Source organism: Clostridium sp. (assembly GCF_032552055.1).
Classification (GTDB): domain Bacteria; phylum Bacillota; class Clostridia; order Clostridiales; family Clostridiaceae; genus Clostridium.
Map to the genome: position 1 here is coordinate 1 of NZ_JAWGSV010000033.1, position 19,226 is coordinate 19,226.

Consider the following 19,226-nt stretch of genomic DNA (forward strand, 5'->3'; position numbering starts at 1 on the left):
AATATTATTTGATGAAGATATGATAGTATTTAAGGATTCATCTTTTAAAGTTTCTATTAAAGCAATTTCTCTAGCCTTTGCGTAAGTTAACCCTTTTCCTAAATTTTTCTTAATAATTTCTTTAAATTCTTCACTTTCGAAAGTTAAAACTTTAGCAATCTTATAAAGAGAATTTACATTACCACATTCACTTCCAAAAAAAAGATTATCTACTACACCTATACTATTTAATATTGAAACAGAACCTTTAGCGAAAAACTCTGCTGAAGATAAAGCATAAAAGGTCGGAAGTTCTATAACTAAGTCAACTCCATTTAATAATGCCATTTCAGCTCTTTTCCATTTATCAATTATTGCAGGTTCTCCTCGTTGAACAAAATTTCCGCTCATAATGCACACAATACCATGGGATTCTGTATTTTTCTTTGCAGAGTTTAAATGATATAAATGACCATTATGAAAGGGATTATATTCTGTTATTATACCTGTTATATTCATAAATACACTCCTTAATGGGAAATATAAAATTATTATAACATAATAAAAAAATAAGAAAACTGTGTATTAGTATGTTATAATCAAAGAGAATTATTATTCTGAATATTCCCAATATAAAGAATTAATTCTTTTGAGTTTTTTATATTGAAAAATATAGGTACTTAGGAGTATATTAGTATATGAAGAAAAGAGCGTATCTTTTTTGAAAGGAGAAAAACGTTATGGAACTTATGAATAAATTATGGAATGCAGCGAAGGCTGATAGAAAGAGAATAGTTCTTCCAGAAGGCGATGAGGAAAGAACTTTAGTAGCAGCTGAAAAAATTCATGAGCTAGGTTTAGCTGATGTTATTTTAGTAGGAGATAAGGATATAATAAATAATAAGGCAAAAGAGCTTGGAGTTAATTTAGAAGGTGTTGAAATAGCTGATCCTAACACTTCAGACAGATTAGAAGCTTATGTAAATGAGTTTTATGAATTAAGAAAGAATAAAGGAATGACTGTTGAGAAGGCAGAAAAAATCGTTAGAGATCCATTATATTTTGGAACTATGATGGTTAAACTAGATGATGCAGATGGTATGGTATCTGGAGCAGTTCATACAACAGGAGATCTTTTAAGACCAGGTCTTCAAATAATTAAAACAGCACCAGGAGTATCAGTAGTATCTAGCTTCTTTATTATGATGGTACCAGGTTCTAAGTATGGGGAAGAAGGAATGCTTCTATTCTCAGATTGTGCAGTTAACCCAAATCCAACATATGAACAATTAGCTGCAATTGCAATTGCAACAGCAGATACTGCTAAAAATCTTTGTAAGATTGAACCAAGAGTTGCAATGCTTTCTTTCTCAACTATGGGAAGTGCAGATCATGAAATGGTAGATAAGGTTAGAAAAGCAACTGAGCTTGCTAAAGAATTAAGACCTGATCTATTAATAGATGGAGAATTACAATTAGATGCTGCTATAGTAGAAAAAGTTGCTAGCCAAAAAGCACCTAATAGTAATGTAGCTGGTAAAGCCAATGTTTTAATTTTCCCAGATTTACAAAGTGGAAATATTGGATATAAATTAGTTCAAAGATTTGCTAATGCAGAAGCTATAGGACCTATGTGTCAAGGTTTCGCTAAGCCAATCAATGATTTATCAAGAGGCTGTAGTTCAGATGATATAATTAATGTTGTAGCACTGACAGCAGTTCAAGCACAAAAATAAATACCCCCTAAGGAGGAAGAAAACAAATGAAAGTATTAGTAATTAATTGCGGTAGTTCATCGCTAAAATACCAATTAATTGATATGTCTACAGAGGAGTCATTAGCTCAAGGCCTAGTTGAAAGAATAGGAATTGAGGGCTCTGTATTAACACAAAAGGTAGAAGGAAGAGAAAAGTATATTGTTAAGCAACCAATGAAGGATCATAAGATTGCAATTAAGCTTGTTTTAGATGCCTTAGTAGATAAAGAAAATGGTGTAATTTCTTCAATGGATGAAATTAATGCCGTAGGACACAGAGTAGTACACGGTGGAGAAAAATATAAGTCTTCAGTAATTATAAATGATGAAGTGAAGAAGTATATAGAAGAATGCTTTAAGTTAGCACCGCTACATAACCCTGCAAATATGATTGGGATATTAGCTTGTGAAGAATTAATGCCTAATACTAAGATGGTAGCTGTATTTGATACTGCATTCCATGGAACAATGCCAGAAGAAGCATATCTTTATGCTCTTCCATATGACTTATATAAGAAGCATGGAATAAGAAAATATGGATTCCACGGAACATCTCATAAATATGTATCACAAAAAGTTGCTGAAGTTATGGGAAAAGATATCAAAGACTTAAAAATTATTACTTGCCACTTAGGTAATGGTGCAAGTTTAGCAGCAATTAAAAATGGTGTATCTATAGATACTTCCATGGGCTTTACACCACTTGAAGGAGTTGCGATGGGTACAAGATCAGGAGCTATTGACCCTGCAATAGTTACTTTCTTAATGAAAGAAGAAAACTTAACTATAGAAGAAGTAAATGATTTACTTAATAAACAGTCTGGAGTTCTTGGAATATCAGGAATAAGCTCTGACTTTAGAGATATTGAAGATGCCGCTTTCAAAGAAGGTGTTCATAGAGCAAAATTAGCTTTATCAATATTTGAATATAAGGTAAGAGCTACAATTGGATCATATGCTACTATTATGGGTGGAGTAGATGCAATTGTATTCACAGCTGGTGTAGGAGAAAATGGACCTGAAACTAGAGAATCTATACTTAAGGGATTAGAATTCCTTGGAGTTGAAGTAGATACAGAGAAAAACAATGTTAGAGGTAAAGTTAGAGAAATCTCTAAAGATGGATGCAAAGTTAAGGCTTTCGTAATACCAACTAATGAAGAATTAGTTATTGCAAGAGACACTTTAGAATTAACTAAGTAATTATAAAGTGCATAATTAAAAGGGCAGTTTTTCGTTAAAATGCTTGACTTTTAATCATGCACTTTATATAATAAATTGTGTTTATTCGGCAAATATTTATCTAAGGAGTGAAATAAAGCTTGGCTCGAGCTATGTACTTTTGTACATAATGTATCTTGTAAGATACGAAGATAATATCTAGAGCAATTACATATGATTATACAATTTTCAGATTTTAACTCATCTAGAAACAGAAAAAAAGAAATAAATGTAACATATGACTTAAAACCACTCTATTTTGATGGAGAAAAAATAGAAGCTGTAGAAGCTTTAATTGTAGTTGGAAATATTACCTCTATTGGAGATGTTTTAACTCTAAGAGCTTCAATAAAAACAAAATTAGATTTAAAATGTTCAAGATGCCTAGAGGCCTTTATCTATCCAATAGATATTGAAATAGAAGAAAGGTTTACAAATAATAATGAACTTCAAAATGATGAAGAAATTATTTTTGTAGATGGTAATATCTTAGATATTACTGAAATTGTTGAAAATGTTATTATTTCAACCTTACCTATTAAGAGACTTTGCACAGACAACTGCAGAGGACTTTGCTACCAATGTGGTAAAAATCTTAACGAAGGTTCTTGTAATTGTAATACAAATGATGTAGACTTAAGACTGGCAAAGTTACAAGAGTTGTTTGGAAATAAGGAGGTGTAGTGATGGGAAATCCAGCGAGAAAAACATATAGAGCAAAGAGAGATTCAAGAAGAGCTCAAACTTTTAAGGCGAGCTTACCTGGAATAGTTGAATGTCCACAATGTCATGAAATGAAATTAGCTCACAGAGTTTGTAAGAATTGTGGCTTCTATAAAGGTAAAGAAGTAGTTGCTTCAGTAGAAGAATAAAGAAAGTCAAATGACTTTCTTTTCTTTATATATAGGAAAAAGAGGTGAAAATATATGAAAATAGCTATAGATGGTATGGGTGGAGATAATGCTCCTAAAGCTGTAATAGAAGGAGTAATTAAGGCCCTAGAAGAATACAAAGGAATAGAGTATTATATTACTGGTCCAAAGGAACAAATTGAAGAGGAGCTAAAGAATTATAATTACGATAAATCTTTAGTTAATATAATTGATGCTAGAGAAATAATTTCACCGAATGAACATCCTGTAATGGCTTTAAAAAAGAAAAAAGATTCTAGTATATATAAGGCTTTGAAGCTCGTTAAGGATAAAGAATGTGATGCTGTAATATCTGGGGGGAGTACTGGAGCCTTTTTAGCAGGCTGTACACTTGTTGTAGGAAGAATAAAGGGGATAGAGAGACCGGCCCTTGCACCAATAATGCCAGGTAAAAATGGTAGCTTTATGATAGTTGATGCTGGTGCTAATGTTGACTCTAAACCTAATTATTTAGTTCAATTTGCCAAAATGGGAAAGGTTTATTATCAAGGTGTTATTGGTAATAAAAGTCCATCAGTAGGTCTTGTAAATATAGGGGCTGAAGAGGAAAAGGGAAATGAACTAACAAAAGCAACTTATAAGCTTTTAAAAGAAGAGAGTAATTTAAATTTTGTAGGGAATGTAGAACCAAGAGATACATCAAAAGGAGACGTGAATGTTTTAGTGTGTGATGGGTTTGTTGGAAATACATTGCTTAAGATGTACGAAGGTGTAGCATCTACTTTATTAAGTATGATAAAGGATGAAATTTTAGCGGGTAGTTTAATAAGTAAATTAGGAGCAGGATTATTAAAACCTGTATTTAAATCTTTAAAAGTTAAATTTGACTATAAAGAATATGGTGGAGCGCCGTTTTTAGGTGTAGATGGTATATGTATTAAGGCACATGGAAGCTCTGATGGAAAAGCCTTTAAAAATGCTATTAGACAAACGAAAACATTTTACGACAATGGTGTGTTAGAAAAAATTAAAGCAGAACTTCAAAATAATATATAATTATATCATTCAGTATATTGACTATAGAAATAATATATACTATTATCTAAATGAAGTTATTTAGGAGGTGATGCAGATGTTTGATAAGGTTAAGGAAATTATAGCTGAAAAATTAAGTGTTAATGAAGATGATATAACAATGGATTCTTCTTTTGTAGATGATTTAAATGCAGATTCATTAGATTTAGTTGAACTAATGATGGCTTTAGAAGATGAATTAGATACTGAAATCCCTGATGAAGAAGCTGAGAACTTTAAAACAGTTGGAGATGTAGTTAAGTATTTAAAAAATCACGTAGAAGAATAATTTAATCCCGCAATAATGCGGGATTTTATATTTAAAATTTCAAATATAGTTTATTCTTGAATTTGCTCGCTTTAATAGAAGTTATAATATAAAAAGCAAATTGAAGAATGAACTTCGAGGAGATGGAAATATGGCGAAGTTTAATATTAAAGAAATAGAAGAGTATATTGGGTTAACTTTTAATGAAGAAAAGCTACTGAAAACAGCGTTAACCCATAGTTCTTATGCCAATCAACATAGGGACGAAGAATATAATGAAAGATTTGAATTTCTAGGAGATTCAATACTGCAATTATGTATTACAGAATATTTGTTTTTAAATTATAAAGATAAAAGTGAAGGTGAACTTACTAAGATAAGAAGTTTAATAGTTTGTGAAAATTCACTGTATGAAATTGGTAAGAAGCTTAATTTGGGTTACTTTATTAGAATAAGTAAAGGAGAAGAACTTACTGGTGGTAGAGAAAGGGTGTCTATTATAGCAGATGCTGTTGAAGCCTTGCTTGCAGCTATATATTTAGATAAAGGTTTAGAATTTGCAAAGGATTATATCATTGGTCACTTTAAAGAAATAATAGATAAGGCAATTAATAATGATATTGTTTTAGACTATAAGACAAAACTTCAAGAAGAAATGCAAAAATCAGGGGAAGTATCAATAATTTATGAATTATTAAAGTATGAAGGACCTCCACATAGAAGAAAGTTTTTTACATCTGTAATAATTGAGGATAAAGAGCTTGGATGTGGTGAAGGTTATAGTAAAAAGGAATCAGAACAAAACGCAGCAAGATCAGCACTTAAGGCTTTGGAGGGATTAAATGAGCAATAAGCATTATATTATTCCAATATTTATTTCTCATATAGGCTGTCCTCATCAATGTGTATTTTGTAATCAAGATAAGATTGCAAAAGAAGTTGAAGATGAAGTTAAGGCAGACGATGTAAGAAATACTATAGATGAATACTTAAAGACAATAGATAGTAAAAATTCAACAGTGGAAGTATCATTTTTTGGAGGTACCTTTACAGCAATAGATGTTAATAAGCAAAAAGAACTACTTGCAGTTGCTAAGGAATATAAAGAAAAGAAGTTAATACATAAAATAAGGATGTCTACAAGACCAGATGCTATTAACAGATATATTTTAGATTACTTAAAGGAGTTTACTGTAGATATTATAGAGCTTGGAGTTCAATCTTTAGATGATGAAGTATTAAAATTATCAGGAAGAGGGCACTCAGCAGAAGATGTAAGAAATGCTTCTAAGTTAATTAAGGAATACGGAATTACTTTAGGTCATCAAATTATGCCAGGGCTTCCTGGAGATGATTTTAATAAGGATATAGAAACTGCTAAAAAGTCTATTGAAATGAAGCCGGATATATGTAGGATATATCCTTCATTAGTAATTAAAGAAACTCCTATGGCTAAAATGCATAAAAGAGGAGAATATATACCTTATACATTAGAAGAAGCTGTAGAAGTATCTAAGGAGATATATAAGTTATATAATAATGCTTCTGTAAATATAATAAGGGTTGGGCTTCAACCAACAGAAAATATAACCTTAGGAAAAGATGTAATAGATGGACCTTTCCATCCAGCCTTTAGAGAATTAGTTGAAGGAAGTTTGCTATGTGATAATATAAAAAACTCTATAGCAAATGATAAAGATATAATAATAGAAATTAATCCAAAGGATATAAGTAAACTTTATGCAAATAAAAAATATTATTATAGTAGGCTAATAGAAGAACATAATGGAAAAATAATTGTAAGGCAAATGGAAAAGCAAAAAAGAGGTAAAGTTAAGGTTATTGTTACTGAGAAAATAATAGATGTTGAGTTATAAGGTAGACTAGATTTTGTCTACCTTATATTGATATTTTACCTTTAATGCTATAAACTAAAATAAGACAGGAGTGGTAATTGTGAAGAAGAAAACAAGGCAAAAAATGATATATATTATTACTATAGCTTTAGCTATTATGTTTTCACTTAGTTTATTAGTATCATTTGTATAGATAAGGAGAAAGTCTATGTTTTTAAAGTCCCTAGAAATTAGAGGGTTTAAATCTTTCGCAGATAAGACCCAGTTAAAGTTTAAAAAAGGAGTTACTGCTGTAGTTGGGCCAAATGGTAGTGGTAAAAGTAATATATCTGACTCTGTAAGATGGGTTCTTGGAGAACAAAGTGTAAAAACTCTAAGAGGAGGAAAGATGGAAGATGTAATTTTTGCTGGGACACAATTTAGAAAACCAGTAGGACTAGCTCAAGTTTCACTTACATTAGATAACACAGATAATTCTTTAGATACAGATTACTCAGAAGTAACTATAACTAGAAGAATATTCAGATCAGGAGAAACTGAATATTTAATAAATAATCAAAAATGCAGATTAAAAGATATTCATAGTCTTTTTATGGATACTGGTATAGGTAAAGAAGGATATTCCCTTATTGGGCAAGGCAAGATAGAAGCTATATTAAGTGGTAAGCCTGAAGAAAGAAGAGCTTTACTAGAAGAAGCTGCAGGAATAGTTAAATTTAAGACTAGAAAAGAAGAAGCAGAAAAAAAACTTAATAATACGGAGTCTAACTTAGTAAGAATAAGAGACATAATTTCTACTTATGAAGAGAGAATAGAGCCCTTAAGAGAAGAAAGAGAAAAGGCATTATTATATAATGATTATGCATCAGAGCTTAAAGTAAAAGAAGTATCGTTATTAGTTAATAATATTAAAAATATTGATAATGATATAGAAGAAGTAAATAAAGCTATAAGTTTAAAAAAATCTGATATAGAAGCTAATAGGCAAAAATTAAACCGTGAGAGACAGGTCTTAATAGATATAGAAAAAGAAATAGAGGCCTTAGAAAGTAAAAATAAAGAAGAAAAGACAGAATACTATAGTAAAAAAGAAGAAGTAAATAAAGGCTTAAAAGATATAGAAATCTTTAAAGAAAGAATAAAGAATTATGAAGAAATAATAGATAAGGATTTATTACAAGTAACAATATTAGAAAAAGAAGTAATTAAATCAAGAGAAGAAAAATTAATTATTGAAAAAGACCTTGAAGAGAAAATAAAGAAACAAATAGAAGAAGAAAATTTAATTAAATCTTTAGAGGAAAAGAGCAGCAATTTAAATTCTGAAATACAATCTCTAGAAAAAGAAATCCAAAGAATTAAGGAAGAAGAATTTGAAATCTTAAGAAAGACTGCTGAAATTAATAATAATATTTCTTTAATAAATAAAGAAATTAGCAGTAAAGAAGAATTAAGTGTTAATGGTGAAAGCAGCCTTAAAGCAATAGAAGGAAATATAAGCATTAATTTAGCTACGATCTTAAGTATTAATGAAAATATTAAAGGTTTAAAGAGAGAAAAAGAAAATTTAGAAGAAGAAATAGTAAATAGAAGAAGAAATATTGGTGTTTTAAATTCTAAGGTAAATAAGAAGGAATCATTAATAAGAGAGTATTCTAAGAAAATAAATAATTTAGAAGGTAAACTTGGTACTTTAAAGGATTTAGAAAAAAGCTATGAAGGCTATCAGCTATCTATAAAAAGGTTAATGGAAAGAATAGATTCTGGAAGTTTACCCTATGGAAGAGGGACTAAGGTCTTAGGAGAAATATTTACAGTAGATAGAAATTTAGAGACAGCTATAGAAGTTGCTTTAGGTGGAGCGATATCTAATGTTATTACTGAAAATGAAAAGAATGCAAAGCTTTTAATAGAGTATTTAAAGAAGAACTCCTTAGGTAGAGCAACTTTCTTACCTCTTAATATAATCAAGGGTAATAGGCTTAATGTTACTAAAGATATATTAAGTATAGATGGATATTTAGGAATTGCATCTGATTTAATAAGCTATGATAGCAAATATAAGAACATTATGGATTATAGTTTAGGAAAAACAATAATAGCTAAAGATATGGATGCAGCATTAAATATTTCAAAAGCTTGTGGTTATAAGTTCAGGATAGTAACTCTTCATGGGGAAGTTATTAGTCCAGGTGGAGCTTTAACAGGAGGAAGTATCTATAAGAAAAACAACTCAAGTATCTTAAGTAGAAAAAGAGAATTGCATGAGTTTGAAGATTCATTAAAAGAAAATAAGGAAAAGTATTCTTTAGAAGTTAATGAGCTTACTAAGATAAGAGAAGAAGTTAAGTTAATTGATGAAGAGATATTAAATAAGAGTGATGAAGTTCATGAAAAAGTTATTGAAATCACAAGGTTAGATGGTGAAGTAAAAGCACTTGAAAGTGAGAGTTTAAAACTTAAAAATTCTCTTGAAGTTTCTAAAAAAGAACTTTCTTTCAATAAGGAAACCTTAAATAGATTGATGCTAGATGTTAAAAATAAAGAAGAAGCTCTTTCTAATTTAAAAATAGAAAATGAAAATAATAAGGAAAAGGTTATGCTTATGCAAAATAACCTTATAGAAAAGAAAAATTCATATAATGATGCTAAGGATGAAAGTATAAAAATTAAAATTAGCAAAGCAAAATTAGATGAAATAGTTTATGGTAGACAAGTAGATATTAAGAGGAAAGAAAGAGAAGAGAAAGAAAAAGAAGAAAGAATTTCTTCTCTTAAAAAAGACAATGAAGAAAAGCATAATAGCATAGACTACTTAAAAGATGAAATTGAAAAAAATATTGAGATTATAAACAATATAAATTCTAGACTAAAAGATCTTGAGGATATATTTAAATATGATGAAGCTAAGAGAATAACATTAAAAGATAAGTTAAAAATAAAAGATGTAGAAGCTAATAATTTAATAGATGAAATAAGAAGTTTAGAAAATGAGTTAAATAAAAAAGAAATTTCTCATGCTAAATTAGAAAGCGAAAGAGAAGGTTATTATTTTAGATTAAATGATGAATTAAACTTAACCTTAGCAGAAGCTATGGAAATTGCAATAGAGGTATTTAATATTGCTAAGACTAAGGATGATATATTTAGATTAAAGGCTAAGATTTCAGCTTTAGGTACAGTAAATTTAGCTGCTATTGCAGAATATGAGGAAGTAGTTGAAAAGTATAATTTTATGTCAACTCAAGAAGAGGACTTAAACAAAGCAAAAGAAGAGCTTTTAAAAGTAATTAATGAAATGACAGTTAATATGCAAGAACTCTTTAAAGAAAACTTTAAAATTTTAAATGAAAACTTTGGAGAAACTTTTAAGGATTTATTTAAAGGTGGAACAGCTGAATTAATATTAGGAGAAGGAGATGAACTTACTGCAAACATTGAAATAAATGTTCAGCCACCAGGGAAAAAACTTCAAAATATTAATTTGATGTCTGGGGGAGAAAAAGTTCTTTCGGCTATTGCGTTATTATTTGCAATTTTAAAAATGAAACCTACTCCTTTCTGTATCTTGGATGAAATAGAGGCAGCTTTAGATGATGCCAATGTCTATAGATACGCTGAATTCTTAAAAGAATTCTCAGAAAATATTCAGTTTATTGTTATTACTCACAGAAAAGGAACTATGGAAGCAAGTGATGTTATGTATGGTGTCACTATGGAGGAAAAAGGTATATCTAAAGTGGTTTCTGTAGATTTAAGTAAAAGTAATTAGGAGGCTTATTATGGCTATATTTGGGAAGATATTTGACAATTTAAAATCTGGTTTATCAAAGACAAAGGATGCATTAACGGATAAAATAAATGAAACTTTAAAGTTAGCAATTACTATAGATGAAGATTTATATGAAGAACTTGAAGAAATATTAGTTATGTCTGATATAGGTATGGATACTACTTTAGAAATAATAGATAGACTAAAGGCTAAGATTAGAAAAGAAAAAATTAATGATCCAAGTTTAGTATATCCTGCGTTAAAAGAAGTAATAAGAGATATGTTACTTGAAGGTGCTGAAGAAGTAGTAGAAGAAGAGAATGGAAAAAAGGTATTATTAGTTATAGGTGTAAATGGAGTTGGTAAAACTACTTCAATAGGAAAGCTTGCTGCGAAAAATAAAGCAGAAGGAAAGAAGGTTTTACTTGCAGCAGCAGATACATTTAGAGCAGCTGCAATAGATCAGCTTGAAGTATGGAGTCAAAGAGCTGGCGTAGATTTAATTAAGCATAGTGAAGGGGCAGATCCTGCTGCAGTAGTTTTTGATGCTGTAAATGCTGCTAAATCAAGGAATACAGATTTATTAATTTGTGATACGGCTGGAAGACTTCATAATAAGAAAAATCTTATGGATGAATTATCTAAGATAGGAAGAATAATAGATAGAGAATTTAATGGAGTAGAAAAGGAAACATTATTAGTTTTAGATGCAACTACAGGTCAAAATGCTGTAATTCAAGCAAAGCAATTTATGGAGGCATGTCCTATAGATGGAATTATATTAACTAAGCTAGATGGTACAGCTAAAGGTGGAGTGGTTATATCTATAAAAAATTCTTTAAATATTCCTGTAAGATACATAGGAGTAGGGGAAGGTATAGAAGACCTTCAGGAATTTGATGCAGAAAGCTTTGCAGAAGCACTATTCTAGGATGAAAAAAATGAAAGAATGAAGAAATTAAAAAAATAAGAAATTAAGAATGGAAAATGGAAAATGAAAAATTAATTATGAAATTTAGCCATTAGCTAAATTTCTGAATAAAAGTAAAGTTTTTTAAATAAGCTTTAGCTTATTTATTTCATCAATTCTTCATTCTTAATTCTTCATTTTAAATTTTTTATAGGGTGTTAAGTAAAAGTACTTGACAGCAAGAAATTGTTTTGTTAAAATCTCTTTTGTGGGTAAGGTGATGAAATGGAAGATAGGGTTGAGATTTCATTATTAATGGATTTATATGGGCCATTATTAACGGAAAAACAGTATAAAATTATGGAGCTTTATTATAATGAGGATTTATCCTTAGCTGAAATTGCTGAATTGAATAACACAAGTCGTCAAGCTATCCATGATTTAATTAAGAGATGTTATAAACAATTTCTATCCTATGAAGAGAAGCTTAGCTTGCTTAAGAAAAGTTTTGAGCAAGAAAAAACAATAAATAATCTTCTAAAAGAATTTGAAGAAAAATATTCAATAACTAAAGAAGATTATAATAGATACAAAAATATATTGGAAGAGTTATAGAATCATAGGAGGGTTTAATATGGCTTTTGAAGGTTTATCTGACAAATTGCAGGAAGCTTTTAAAAAACTTAGAGGTAAAGGGAAGCTTACTGAAAAAGATATTAAAGAAGCTATGAGGGAAGTAAAGTTAGCTTTATTAGAAGCAGATGTTAACTTTAAAGTTGTTAAACAGTTTATTTCAAAAGTAAGCGAAAAATGTGTTGGAAATGATGTATTAGAAAGTCTAACTCCAGCGCAACAAGTTATTAAAATAGTTAACGATGAACTTACTGAACTTATGGGTGGTAGTGAAAGTAAATTAAACTTTAACTCTGTAGGTCCAACAGTTATAATGATGGTTGGTCTGCAAGGGGCTGGTAAAACTACCATGAGCGGAAAGCTTGCACTACAGCTTAGAAAGCAAAATAAAAAGCCTCTACTTGTAGCCTGCGATATATATAGACCAGCAGCTATAAAGCAATTAGAGGTAGTTGGAAAGCAAATTGATATTCCAGTTTTCCAAATGGGTGATAAAGTGAGTCCGGTTGATATAGCAAAAGCTGGAATAGCACACGCAAGGGAAAATGGAAATAATGTAATAATTATAGATACAGCTGGTAGACTTCATATTGATGAAAGTCTTATGGATGAATTAAAATCCATAAAAGCTGAAGTAAAACCTCAAGAAATCTTACTTGTTGTAGACTCTATGACAGGTCAAGATGCAGTAAATGTAGCTGAAAGCTTTAATAGTACATTAGATGTATCTGGTGTGATATTAACTAAGCTAGATGGTGATACTAGAGGTGGAGCTGCTTTATCAATTAGACATATTACTGAAAAACCTATTAAATATATTGGTGTAGGTGAAAAAATGAGTGACTTTGAAGTCTTCTATCCTGATAGAATGGCTTCAAGAATATTAGGGATGGGAGATGTTCTATCTTTAATAGAAAAAGCTCAGCAAGCCTTTGATGATAAAGAAGCTCAAGAATTAAGTGCAAAAATGCTAGAAAATGATTTTACTTATGAAGATTATTTGACAGCAATGGAACAAATGAAAAAATTAGGATCATTAAGTAAGATTATGGAGATGATACCTGGAATTCCAAAGGAAATGAAGGATTTTGACTTTGATGCTGGTGAAAAACAGTTATCAAGAGTTAAGGCAATAATCTTTTCAATGACACCTAAAGAAAGAAGAAATCCAAAGCTTATTGCGGGCTCTTCTTCAAGAAAAAAGAGAATAGCAAAAGGCTCAGGAACATCACTACAAGAAGTTAATAAACTCATTAAGGGATTTGATGTAATGAGAAAACAAATGAAACAAATGAAATCTCTACAAAAGAAATCTAAAAAAGGATTCTTTGGTAAAATGCCATTTATGAGTTAATATATTATTATTTTTTAAAGGAGGTGAAAAAGACATGGCAGTAAAAATCAGATTAAGAAGAATGGGTGCTAAGAAAGCTCCTTTCTACAGAATAGTTGTTGCTGATTCAAGAGCACCAAGAGATGGAAGATTCATCGAAGAAATTGGATACTACAATCCTTTAACTGAACCAGCTGAAATCAAAATCAACGAAGAAAAAGCTACTAAATGGGTTCAAAATGGAGCTCAACCTACAGATGTAGTTAAGAGACTATTTACTCAAGCAGGATTAAATAAGTAATTTTTAGGAGGTGAACTCTGTAATTATTATATAATTACAGGTGTTTATGAAGGAATTAATTGAAAACATAGCTAAATCCTTAGTGGATAATCCAAATGAAGTTTGTGTGACTGAAATACATGGAGAGCAATCAATTATTCTGGAACTAAAGGTTGCTCCTGCAGATATGGGAAAAGTAATTGGTAAACAAGGTAGAATAGCGAAAGCTATTAGAACCGTTGTTAAAGCAGCAGCAATTAAAGAAGATAAAAAAGTAGTAGTTGAAATTATTGATAAAAAGAGTTAGGATATTCCTAACTCTTTTTAAACATAATTTAATAAAAAAATTGTAATACTTCTAATATATCTATATAATATATAAGTTGTAATAAAGTTTTTTACATTTAACTAAGTTAGTTCATGTTAAAAATACTTAAGATATATAGTTATTTTGATAATTTGTATAAAATTAAAAGGTCGATGATTTCAACTGATGTAGTTCGCATTAAAAAGATTTTTACTTTAAATTTTATAAGACTATAAAATTTAAAGTATTTATTGAAACATAGATCTATGGAAATATTAGAAATATTATTATATGAAAAAATTTAAAAACTTAAAATTGTATGAGGTGCAAAATGAAGGATATACTAAGAGTTGGTAAAATAGTTAATACTCATGGATTAAAGGGGGAAGTTAAAGTAATTCCTCTAACAGATGATCCCAAAAGGTATAACGATTTAGAATTCGTTCTTATAGATGGAATAGAAAGAAAAATACAAGGTGTTAAATATCAAAAAGATAGAGTTATAGTTAAGGTTGAAGGAATTAACTCTATTGAGGAAGCTGAAAAGTATAAAAATAAGTATATGGAAATTCCAAGAGAATATGCAGTTCCTTTAGAAGATGATACTTATTATATTGCAGATATAATAGGATGTACAGTTTATGATACAAATGGAAAAGACTTAGGGGAAATTTTTGATGTTATACAAACTAAAAATAATGATGTATATTGGATTAAAAAACCTAAGGAACTTTTAATACCTGTACTATTAGAAATAGTTACAGATATAGATGTAGAAAATAAAAAAATTACAATTAAGCCTGTGGGAGAATGGCAAGATGAAGATTAATATTCTTACTTTATTTCCAGAGATGTTTGATATATTTAATCATAGTATTATAGGTAAAGCTCAGGAAAAAGATTTAGTAAAAATACAAGCTATAAATATAAGGGATTTTACTAAAAATAAACATAAAAAAGTAGATGATTATCCTTATGGTGGTGGGGCTGGAATGGTTATGGCGCCACAGCCTTTAGTAGATGCTATAAGAGATGTTAAAGAAGAAAATAAGGGGAAAGTAATATTTTTAGGACCAAGAGGTAAAACTTTTAATCAAGATTTAGCTTTTAAGCTATCTAAAGAAGAGGAGCTTATATTTGTATGTGGGCACTATGAAGGAATAGATGAAAGAGTTTATAAGTACATAGATGAAGAGATATCCTTAGGTGATTTTATATTAACTGGAGGAGAGATGGCAGCAATACCAGTTATAGATTCTATACTAAGACTTAAAAGTGGAGTTTTAGGCAAAAATGAAAGTTTTGAAGATGAATCTTTTTCAGAGGGGCTTCTAGAATATCCTCAATATACAAGACCTGAGGAGTTTGAAGGTGATAAGGTTCCAGAAATATTACTTTCAGGCCATCATGAAAATATAAGAAAGTGGAGAAGGTTTAAATCTCTAAAAATAACTAAAGAAAAAAGACCAGATTTATATAGTAAAATTACACTAAGTAAAGAAGATAAAAAAATATTAGAAAAATACAAATAAATCTTGAACAATAAAAATAATTATGTTAAAATAACCTTTGTGTTAGTACGGGCGGTCCTCTGTCAAGGTTTTGTTATGAACGTCTAATAAATAATCAAGGAGGGACTTACACAATGAACGAATTAATAAAAGCTATTGAAGCTGAACAATTAAGAAATGATCTACCTAAGTTTAACGTTGGAGACACTGTTAAAGTATATGTTAGAATCAAAGAAGGAACTAGAGAAAGAGTTCAAATGTTCGAAGGAACAGTTATTAAGAAGCAAAACGGTGGATTAAGAGAAACTTTCACTGTAAGAAGAGTTGCTTACGGAACTGGAGTAGAAAGAACTTTCCCAATTAACTCCCCAATTATCGATAAGATGGAAGTTACTAGAAAAGGTAAAGTTAGAAGAGCTAAATTATTCTACTTAAGAGATAGAGTAGGTAAGGCTGCTAAAGTTAAAGAATTAAACGTTAGATAATTCTAATGATTAAGTAAGGGACTTTTATAAGTCCCTTTTTCTTTGTTTAAAATAAATAAGATTTATATATGGAAATTTTGATATAATAATAATAAAGACTTAAAGGAGGAAATAGAAAATGGGTAAAATAAATTGGTTTCCTGGTCATATGAAAAAAACTCAAAGAGAAATAAAGGAAAACTTAAAACTTGTTGATGCTGTTATTGAAATAAGAGATGCAAGAATAGCAAGAAGCTCAGCAAATCCAGATATAGATAAGCTTTGTGAGGGAAAACCTAGAATAATACTTTTAAATAAAAGTGACTTATCTGAAAATAAAGTTACAAAAATGTGGATGAATCATTTATCTTCAGAAAATGTTAAAGTGTTAGAAGTTAACTGTTTAACTGGAAAAGGATTAAATCAAATTAAGCCTACCTTAGAATTACTATTAAAAGAAAAACATGATAGATTAAAGTCTAAAGGCTTAGTTAAAATACAAATGAGAGTTATGGTAGTAGGAATACCTAATGTAGGAAAATCTACATTTATAAATAAGATGGCTAAAAACAATATAGCTAAAACAGGGGATAGACCAGGGGTTACAAAGAGTAAACAATGGATTAAAACTAAGATGGATATAGAAATGCTAGATACACCTGGAGTATTATGGCCAAAATTTGAAGATGATACAACAGCACTTAACTTAGCATTTACTGGAGCTATTAAAGATGAAATTATGGATATAGAAGAGCTTTCATTTAACTTAGTAAAAAGACTACAAACTCGTTATAAAGATAACCTTATTGAAAGATATAAAATTCAAGAAGTTAATGAAGATCCACTTGAAACATTAAATAGCATTGCTAGAAAAAGAGGGTGCTTAGTTAAAGGTGGAGAAATAGATTATAATAGAATAGCAGTAATACTATTAGATGAATTTAGAGGCGGTAAGATGGGGAATATTTCATTAGAATATCCAAATGAAGATATTTCAAATGAAGAAGTTGAGGGTTAGTATGGAATTATTAAATATGAATATTGAAGAATTAAGCTATAAAGATATTAAAGCTTTTGTTGATTCAATAAATATTAATGAAGAAAGAAATAATGCTGAGCTAGTTTACTTAATTGATAAATTAGGATTAGATACAAGAAAGAATGTTAAAGCATTAAGTGTAAGACTTAATAAAGAAAAAGAAAAAATAAAACAAGAATATAATAGAGTTAGGAATATGTATAATTTTGATAAGGGGTTTGGAGATTATAGATATGTAGCAGGTGTTGATGAAGTAGGAAGAGGTCCTCTTGCTGGCCCTATTGTAGCTTGTGCTGTAATTTTAGATTTAAATGTAATAGATGACGAATTAATTCTTTGGTTAAATGATTCAAAAAAGCTTTCAGAAAAGAAAAGAGAAGAATTAGCTATAGAAATTAAAGAAAAGGCATTAGCTTATTATATATCAGAAAAATCTAATAAAGAAATAGATTATGAAGGTATTGCTTACTGTAATAATAGTATATTTTTAGAAGCATGTACTTCTATGAAAATTAAGCCAGACTTAGTATTATCAGATGGATATTTAGTAAAGGGTATAAATATAGAAAATAAATCAGTTATTAAAGGTGATTCAAAATCTGCTTCAATAGCTGCCGCTTCTATATTAGCTAAAGTTTATAGAGATAATTTAATGAAGGAATATTCAAAGGAATATCCTTACTATTATTTTGAAGAAAATGCTGGCTATGGTACTTCAAAACATATTCAGGGATTAAAAGAATACGGACCTTCTAATATACATAGAATGTCATTTTTAAAAAATATTTTGTAGATATTTTTAATAACCCCTAAAGGCATCTATAATATGATTTATAGAATATAAGTCATGATTTATATTAAAATAAATTTCTATAACATCAAATCTACAATTTAAATTATATAATTTATTTTTCATAATATATAACTTACATAATTTTAATATTTGTTTTTGTTTAAAGTAGGTTACAGCTTCTTGTGGACTTCCATATAGAGAGCTGAACCTACTTTTTACTTCTATAAAAATCAATAAATCTTTGAATTTGCATATTAAATCAATTTCCCCGTATTTATTTCTAAAATTTCTAGAGATAATCTTATATCCCTTATCTTCTAAGTATGTTAATGCTAATTCTTCACCGTAATTTCCTATATCTTTATTAAAACTATTCATTTTATCACCATAAATTTAAGTTTATTTATAATATTGACTAAAGATAATATAAAAAATCAAATTTATGGTTAATTATTAAAATTTATTGTCAATAATCCATATAGAGGTGATGAATATGTCAATAGAGATAATAAGTGCTACTCATAATGGGCTAGATGGAATGCTTGTAAATGTAGAAGTGGATATTAATAAAGGGATGCCTAGCTTTAGTATAGTTGGGCTACCAGATGCATCGGTTAAAGAATCTAAGGAAAGAGTAAGATCAGCTATAGTAAATAGTGGATATGAATTTCCTTTAGGTAGAATAACAATTAATTTAGCTCCAGCTGATATAAGAAAAATAGGTTCATTACTAGACTTACCAATTGCAATGGGGATACTAATGAAATCAAATCAAATAGCCAATAAGGATTTAAAAGACTTTATAATTTTTGGAGAATTATCCTTAGCTGGGGACTTAAAAGAAATTAAGGGGATATTACCTATTATATTTGAAGGAAAAGATAATGAGAAAAATAATTTTATTTTTCCTATAAATAATCTAAAAGAAATTAGAGCTTTTAATATAGGTAACTTTTATCCTTTTAGGAACCTAGTAGAAGTAATTTCTTTTATTAACAATGAAGACTTATTACCATATGATTTTAATGAAGAGGAAAGTAAAAAGATTGACTTTTATTTAGATTATGGAGATATAATTGGCCAAAAAACTGCGAAAAGAGCCATGGAAATATCAGCTGCAGGAAATCATAATGTATTGTTGTTTGGTTCACCTGGGGC

General features: G+C 29.2%; 22 protein-coding genes. 20 read left to right on the plus strand and 2 right to left on the minus strand.

The annotated features are described in order from the left end of the window. The coding region (locus E6248_RS04235; protein WP_316339573.1) for a nucleotidyltransferase family protein at positions 1 to 498 on the minus strand (498 nt) is incomplete at its 3' end. Positions 499 to 719: 221 nt separating this feature from the next. Here E6248_RS04235 and pta point away from each other — a divergent pair. The 19 genes from pta to E6248_RS04330 all read left to right on the plus strand — a co-directional run bounded on the left by pta (position 720) and on the right by E6248_RS04330 (position 18,068). Beyond that, positions 720 to 1,715, plus strand: coding sequence for a phosphate acetyltransferase (gene pta / locus E6248_RS04240; RefSeq protein WP_316339574.1), 996 nt, complete (start codon positions 720 to 722; stop codon positions 1,713 to 1,715). A 26-nt stretch (positions 1,716 to 1,741) separates the two neighbouring features. Then, the gene (locus tag E6248_RS04245) at positions 1,742 to 2,938 is read left to right on the plus strand and encodes an acetate kinase (protein ID WP_316339575.1); all 1,197 of its coding nucleotides are present in this window, start codon (positions 1,742 to 1,744) and stop codon (positions 2,936 to 2,938) included. A gap of 192 nt (positions 2,939 to 3,130) precedes the next feature. Continuing rightward, complete coding sequence (locus E6248_RS04250) at positions 3,131 to 3,640, plus strand: DUF177 domain-containing protein (RefSeq protein ID WP_316339576.1); 510 nt, start codon at positions 3,131 to 3,133, stop codon at positions 3,638 to 3,640. A gap of 2 nt (positions 3,641 to 3,642) precedes the next feature. Further along, complete coding sequence (rpmF, locus tag E6248_RS04255; RefSeq protein WP_136004818.1) at positions 3,643 to 3,828, plus strand: 50S ribosomal protein L32; 186 nt, start codon at positions 3,643 to 3,645, stop codon at positions 3,826 to 3,828. Between the two features lie 54 nt (positions 3,829 to 3,882). Further along, positions 3,883 to 4,884 carry a phosphate acyltransferase PlsX gene (gene plsX / locus E6248_RS04260; RefSeq protein ID WP_316339577.1) on the plus strand — a complete coding sequence of 334 codons (1,002 nt, stop codon included), beginning with the start codon at positions 3,883 to 3,885 and terminating at the stop codon, positions 4,882 to 4,884. 76 nt (positions 4,885 to 4,960) lie between these two features. Beyond that, positions 4,961 to 5,191: an acyl carrier protein gene (gene acpP, locus E6248_RS04265; protein ID WP_316339578.1), complete on the plus strand. Its 231-nt coding sequence runs from the start codon at positions 4,961 to 4,963 to the stop codon at positions 5,189 to 5,191. A 130-nt stretch (positions 5,192 to 5,321) separates the two neighbouring features. Then, positions 5,322 to 6,023 (plus strand): ribonuclease III, encoded by a 702-nt coding sequence (rnc, locus tag E6248_RS04270; RefSeq protein ID WP_316339579.1) that lies wholly within the window; start codon positions 5,322 to 5,324, stop codon positions 6,021 to 6,023. Further along, complete coding sequence (locus tag E6248_RS04275) at positions 6,013 to 7,047, plus strand: radical SAM protein (protein ID WP_316339580.1); 1,035 nt, start codon at positions 6,013 to 6,015, stop codon at positions 7,045 to 7,047. The genes rnc and E6248_RS04275 overlap by 11 nt, the downstream gene beginning before the upstream one ends. A 187-nt stretch (positions 7,048 to 7,234) precedes the next feature. After that, entirely contained in the window at positions 7,235 to 10,798 is a 3,564-nt protein-coding gene (gene smc / locus E6248_RS04280) for a chromosome segregation protein SMC (protein ID WP_316339581.1), read from the plus strand. Between the two features lie 16 nt (positions 10,799 to 10,814). Next, positions 10,815 to 11,729, plus strand: coding sequence for a signal recognition particle-docking protein FtsY (gene ftsY, locus E6248_RS04285; protein WP_316339590.1), 915 nt, complete (start codon positions 10,815 to 10,817; stop codon positions 11,727 to 11,729). 264 nt (positions 11,730 to 11,993) lie between these two features. Then, complete coding sequence (locus E6248_RS04290) at positions 11,994 to 12,323, plus strand: putative DNA-binding protein (protein WP_316339582.1); 330 nt, start codon at positions 11,994 to 11,996, stop codon at positions 12,321 to 12,323. 19 nt (positions 12,324 to 12,342) lie between these two features. Next, complete coding sequence (ffh, locus tag E6248_RS04295; protein ID WP_316339583.1) at positions 12,343 to 13,695, plus strand: signal recognition particle protein; 1,353 nt, start codon at positions 12,343 to 12,345, stop codon at positions 13,693 to 13,695. 34 nt (positions 13,696 to 13,729) lie between these two features. Further along, positions 13,730 to 13,975 (plus strand): 30S ribosomal protein S16, encoded by a 246-nt coding sequence (gene rpsP / locus E6248_RS04300; RefSeq protein ID WP_066893821.1) that lies wholly within the window; start codon positions 13,730 to 13,732, stop codon positions 13,973 to 13,975. A gap of 46 nt (positions 13,976 to 14,021) precedes the next feature. Further along, on the plus strand, positions 14,022 to 14,261 hold the full coding sequence (locus E6248_RS04305) for a KH domain-containing protein (RefSeq protein ID WP_136004842.1): 240 nt from the start codon (positions 14,022 to 14,024) through the stop codon (positions 14,259 to 14,261). A 331-nt stretch (positions 14,262 to 14,592) separates the two neighbouring features. Further along, a complete protein-coding gene (rimM, locus tag E6248_RS04310) occupies positions 14,593 to 15,090 on the plus strand; it encodes a ribosome maturation factor RimM (protein ID WP_316339584.1) in 498 nt (165 codons plus the stop codon). Further along, positions 15,080 to 15,793 (plus strand): tRNA (guanosine(37)-N1)-methyltransferase TrmD, encoded by a 714-nt coding sequence (gene trmD / locus E6248_RS04315; protein ID WP_316339585.1) that lies wholly within the window; start codon positions 15,080 to 15,082, stop codon positions 15,791 to 15,793. Before rimM ends, trmD begins: the two co-directional genes overlap by 11 nt. A gap of 113 nt (positions 15,794 to 15,906) precedes the next feature. Continuing rightward, on the plus strand, positions 15,907 to 16,257 hold the full coding sequence (rplS, locus tag E6248_RS04320) for a 50S ribosomal protein L19 (protein WP_316339586.1): 351 nt from the start codon (positions 15,907 to 15,909) through the stop codon (positions 16,255 to 16,257). 118 nt (positions 16,258 to 16,375) lie between these two features. Further along, positions 16,376 to 17,254: a ribosome biogenesis GTPase YlqF gene (gene ylqF / locus E6248_RS04325; protein WP_316339587.1), complete on the plus strand. Its 879-nt coding sequence runs from the start codon at positions 16,376 to 16,378 to the stop codon at positions 17,252 to 17,254. A gap of 1 nt (position 17,255) precedes the next feature. Continuing rightward, the gene (locus E6248_RS04330; RefSeq protein ID WP_316339588.1) at positions 17,256 to 18,068 is read left to right on the plus strand and encodes a ribonuclease HII; all 813 of its coding nucleotides are present in this window, start codon (positions 17,256 to 17,258) and stop codon (positions 18,066 to 18,068) included. A 6-nt stretch (positions 18,069 to 18,074) separates the two neighbouring features. Here E6248_RS04330 and E6248_RS04335 read toward each other — a convergent pair whose 3' ends face one another. Then, positions 18,075 to 18,446: a YraN family protein gene (locus E6248_RS04335; protein WP_136004852.1), complete on the minus strand. Its 372-nt coding sequence runs from the start codon at positions 18,444 to 18,446 to the stop codon at positions 18,075 to 18,077. Positions 18,447 to 18,561: 115 nt separating this feature from the next. On the opposite strand from E6248_RS04335, the gene E6248_RS04340 reads away from it, so the two are divergent. Then, positions 18,562 to 19,226, plus strand: a 665-nt coding sequence (locus E6248_RS04340) for a magnesium chelatase domain-containing protein (RefSeq protein ID WP_316339589.1), incomplete at its 3' end; no start/stop codon positions are given.

Excerpts from the sequence above, each read along its gene's own strand:
- pta (WP_316339574.1), top strand. The coding sequence starts at position 720 with ATGGAACTTATGAATAAATTATGGAATGCAGCGAAGGCTGATAGAAAG.
- E6248_RS04245 (WP_316339575.1), top strand. The coding sequence starts at position 1,742 with ATGAAAGTATTAGTAATTAATTGCGGTAGTTCATCGCTAAAATACCAA.
- E6248_RS04250 (WP_316339576.1), top strand. The coding sequence starts at position 3,131 with ATGATTATACAATTTTCAGATTTTAACTCATCTAGAAACAGAAAAAAA.
- rpmF (WP_136004818.1), top strand. The coding sequence starts at position 3,643 with ATGGGAAATCCAGCGAGAAAAACATATAGAGCAAAGAGAGATTCAAGA.
- plsX (WP_316339577.1), top strand. The coding sequence starts at position 3,883 with ATGAAAATAGCTATAGATGGTATGGGTGGAGATAATGCTCCTAAAGCT.
- acpP (WP_316339578.1), top strand. The coding sequence starts at position 4,961 with ATGTTTGATAAGGTTAAGGAAATTATAGCTGAAAAATTAAGTGTTAAT.
- rnc (WP_316339579.1), top strand. The coding sequence starts at position 5,322 with ATGGCGAAGTTTAATATTAAAGAAATAGAAGAGTATATTGGGTTAACT.
- E6248_RS04275 (WP_316339580.1), top strand. The coding sequence starts at position 6,013 with ATGAGCAATAAGCATTATATTATTCCAATATTTATTTCTCATATAGGC.
- smc (WP_316339581.1), top strand. The coding sequence starts at position 7,235 with ATGTTTTTAAAGTCCCTAGAAATTAGAGGGTTTAAATCTTTCGCAGAT.
- E6248_RS04290 (WP_316339582.1), top strand. The coding sequence starts at position 11,994 with ATGGAAGATAGGGTTGAGATTTCATTATTAATGGATTTATATGGGCCA.
- ffh (WP_316339583.1), top strand. The coding sequence starts at position 12,343 with ATGGCTTTTGAAGGTTTATCTGACAAATTGCAGGAAGCTTTTAAAAAA.
- rpsP (WP_066893821.1), top strand. The coding sequence starts at position 13,730 with ATGGCAGTAAAAATCAGATTAAGAAGAATGGGTGCTAAGAAAGCTCCT.
- E6248_RS04305 (WP_136004842.1), top strand. The coding sequence starts at position 14,022 with ATGAAGGAATTAATTGAAAACATAGCTAAATCCTTAGTGGATAATCCA.
- rimM (WP_316339584.1), top strand. The coding sequence starts at position 14,593 with ATGAAGGATATACTAAGAGTTGGTAAAATAGTTAATACTCATGGATTA.
- trmD (WP_316339585.1), top strand. The coding sequence starts at position 15,080 with ATGAAGATTAATATTCTTACTTTATTTCCAGAGATGTTTGATATATTT.
- rplS (WP_316339586.1), top strand. The coding sequence starts at position 15,907 with ATGAACGAATTAATAAAAGCTATTGAAGCTGAACAATTAAGAAATGAT.
- ylqF (WP_316339587.1), top strand. The coding sequence starts at position 16,376 with ATGGGTAAAATAAATTGGTTTCCTGGTCATATGAAAAAAACTCAAAGA.
- E6248_RS04330 (WP_316339588.1), top strand. The coding sequence starts at position 17,256 with ATGGAATTATTAAATATGAATATTGAAGAATTAAGCTATAAAGATATT.
- E6248_RS04335 (WP_136004852.1), bottom strand. The coding sequence starts at position 18,446 with ATGAATAGTTTTAATAAAGATATAGGAAATTACGGTGAAGAATTAGCA.